The 2,626-nt window shown below is 56.9% G+C and carries 1 protein-coding gene; it reads left to right on the top strand.

All coding sequences use genetic code 11. The features are described from left to right. Positions 1 to 2,626: carbamoyl-phosphate synthase large subunit (gene carB, locus ACR0IO_RS22790; protein WP_480745097.1), on the top strand; the 2,626-nt coding region annotated here is incomplete at both ends.

Below are 2,626 nucleotides of genomic sequence, written 5' to 3'. Positions count from 1 at the left end.
CCGTTCCGGCATGGACGCCTCGCCCGTTGGTCAGATCCTGATCGATGAAAGCCTTTTGGGCTGGAAAGAATATGAGATGGAGGTGGTGCGCGACACCGCTGACAATGCCATCATCGTCTGTTCCATCGAAAACGTCGATCCGATGGGCGTGCACACCGGCGACTCGATCACTGTGGCCCCTGCCCTGACGCTGACCGACAAGGAATACCAGATCATGCGCAACGGCTCGATTGCTGTGTTGCGCGAGATTGGCGTTGAGACGGGCGGCTCCAACGTTCAGTGGGCGATTAACCCTGCCGATGGGCGGATGGTGGTGATCGAGATGAACCCGCGCGTGTCGCGTTCATCGGCGCTTGCCTCTAAGGCCACGGGGTTCCCGATTGCGAAAATCGCGGCTAAATTGGCCGTAGGTTACACATTGGATGAGTTGGACAATGACATCACCCGTGTCACCCCTGCCAGCTTTGAGCCAAGCATCGATTATGTTGTCACCAAGATTCCACGCTTTGCTTTTGAGAAATTCCCCGGCTCTAAGCCCGAATTGACCACGGCGATGAAATCCGTGGGCGAGGCAATGGCCATTGGCCGCAGCTTCCATGAGAGTGTGCAAAAAGCCTTGGCCAGCCTTGAGACGGGTCTGTCTGGCTTTGACGAGATCGAGATTGCGGGCGCGCCTGATAAGGCCACCATCACGAAGGCGCTCAGCCTGCAGACGCCTGATCGTCTGCGCGTGATCGCCCAGGCCATGCGCCATGGTCTGACCAATGACGCGATCGGTCATGTCACCAAATTTGATCCATGGTTCTTGGCCCGCATTCGCGAGATCGTGGATGTCGAGGAAGATATTCGCACCAATGGCCTGCCGCGTGAGGCGGATGCCTTGCGCAAGATCAAGATGATGGGCTTCACCGATGCGCGTTTGGCGACACTGACGGGCCGCAGCGAGGCCTCTGTGCGGGCTGATCGCACCAGTGCAGGGATTGTTGCTGCATTTAAGCGGATCGACACCTGCGCGGCCGAGTTTGAGGCGCAGACCCCCTATATGTATTCCACCTATGAGGCCCCTGCGATGGGCGATGTGGAATGCGAAGCGCGTCCCTCGGATGCGAAAAAAGTTGTGATTTTGGGCGGCGGGCCAAACCGCATTGGGCAGGGGATCGAATTTGATTATTGCTGCTGCCACGCGTGTTTTGCGCTGACGGCGCAAGGCTATGAAACCATCATGATCAACTGCAACCCAGAGACGGTTTCAACAGATTATGATACATCCGACCGCCTGTATTTCGAGCCTCTCACCTACGAGCATGTGATGGAAATTCTGCGCGTGGAGCAGGACGCAGGTACATTGCATGGGGTTATCGTGCAATTTGGCGGTCAGACCCCACTGAAATTGGCCAACGCGTTGCATGAGGCAGGTATCCCAATCCTTGGCACATCGCCCGATGCGATTGATTTGGCGGAGGATCGCGAGCGGTTCCAGCAGCTTGTTCAAAAGCTTGAGCTTAAGCAGCCCGAAAATGCGATTGCCCATTCTGACGAGGAAGCAAAAGCCGCGGCTGAGGCCTTGGGGTATCCTTTGGTGATCCGCCCCTCTTACGTTCTGGGTGGTCGCGCAATGGAGATCGTGCGCGACACAGCACAGCTTAACCGCTATATCGCAGAGGCTGTGGTGGTGTCTGGCGACAGCCCTGTGCTTCTTGACAGCTATCTTGATGGCGCGACCGAGGTTGATGTGGATGCGCTGTGCGATGGTGACGCGGTTCATGTCGCGGGCATTATGCAGCATATTGAGGAGGCGGGCGTGCATTCGGGCGACAGTGCCTGTTCCTTGCCCCCTCATACGCTCAGCGATGCGATTATCGCAGAGATCACCCGCCAGACCGAGGCACTGGCGCGCGCGCTCAATGTGGTTGGTTTGATGAATGTTCAATTCGCGGTTAAAGGCGATGATATCTATTTGATTGAGGTCAATCCACGCGCTTCGCGCACTGTACCCTTTGTGGCCAAGGCCACGGATAGCGCAATTGCCTCTATCGCAGCGCGCTTGATGGCGGGAGAGAAACTTTCGGTTTTCCCAAAGGCCACACCTCATCAACCTGTGGATGACAACGCGTCTATCCCGATGGGCGACCCGATGAGCCTGTCAGATTTCCGCACGCCGTGGTTCTCGGTCAAGGAAGCGGTGCTGCCCTTTGCCCGTTTCCCTGGCGTGGATACGCTGCTTGGGCCAGAAATGCGGTCAACGGGCGAGGTGATGGGATGGGATCGCAGCTTTGCGCGGGCCTTCCTCAAGGCGCAGCTTGGCGCGGGAACTGTTTTGCCAACGGCAGGCACAGTGTTCTTGTCGATCAAAGATGCGGATAAATCGCCGCTCTTGGTGGAAACTGCGCAAACCTTGACCGATTTGGGCCTCAAGATTTTGGCCACCTCAGGCACGGCGAAATTCTTGGCCGATCACGGGATTTCATCTGATGTGGTCAACAAGGCCTATGAAGGTGGGCGCACGATTGTCGATATGATGAAGGACGGGATGGTTGATCTGGTCTTGAACACGACCGAAGGCGCGCAAGCGGTGGAAGACAGCCGCTCGATGCGCACAGTCGCGCTCTATGATAAGATCCCCTAT

The organism is Ruegeria sp. CE12 (assembly GCF_056537525.1).
The sequence above is the reverse complement of the archived record's forward strand: the minus strand, read 5'-3'. Positions and strand labels throughout refer to the sequence as shown.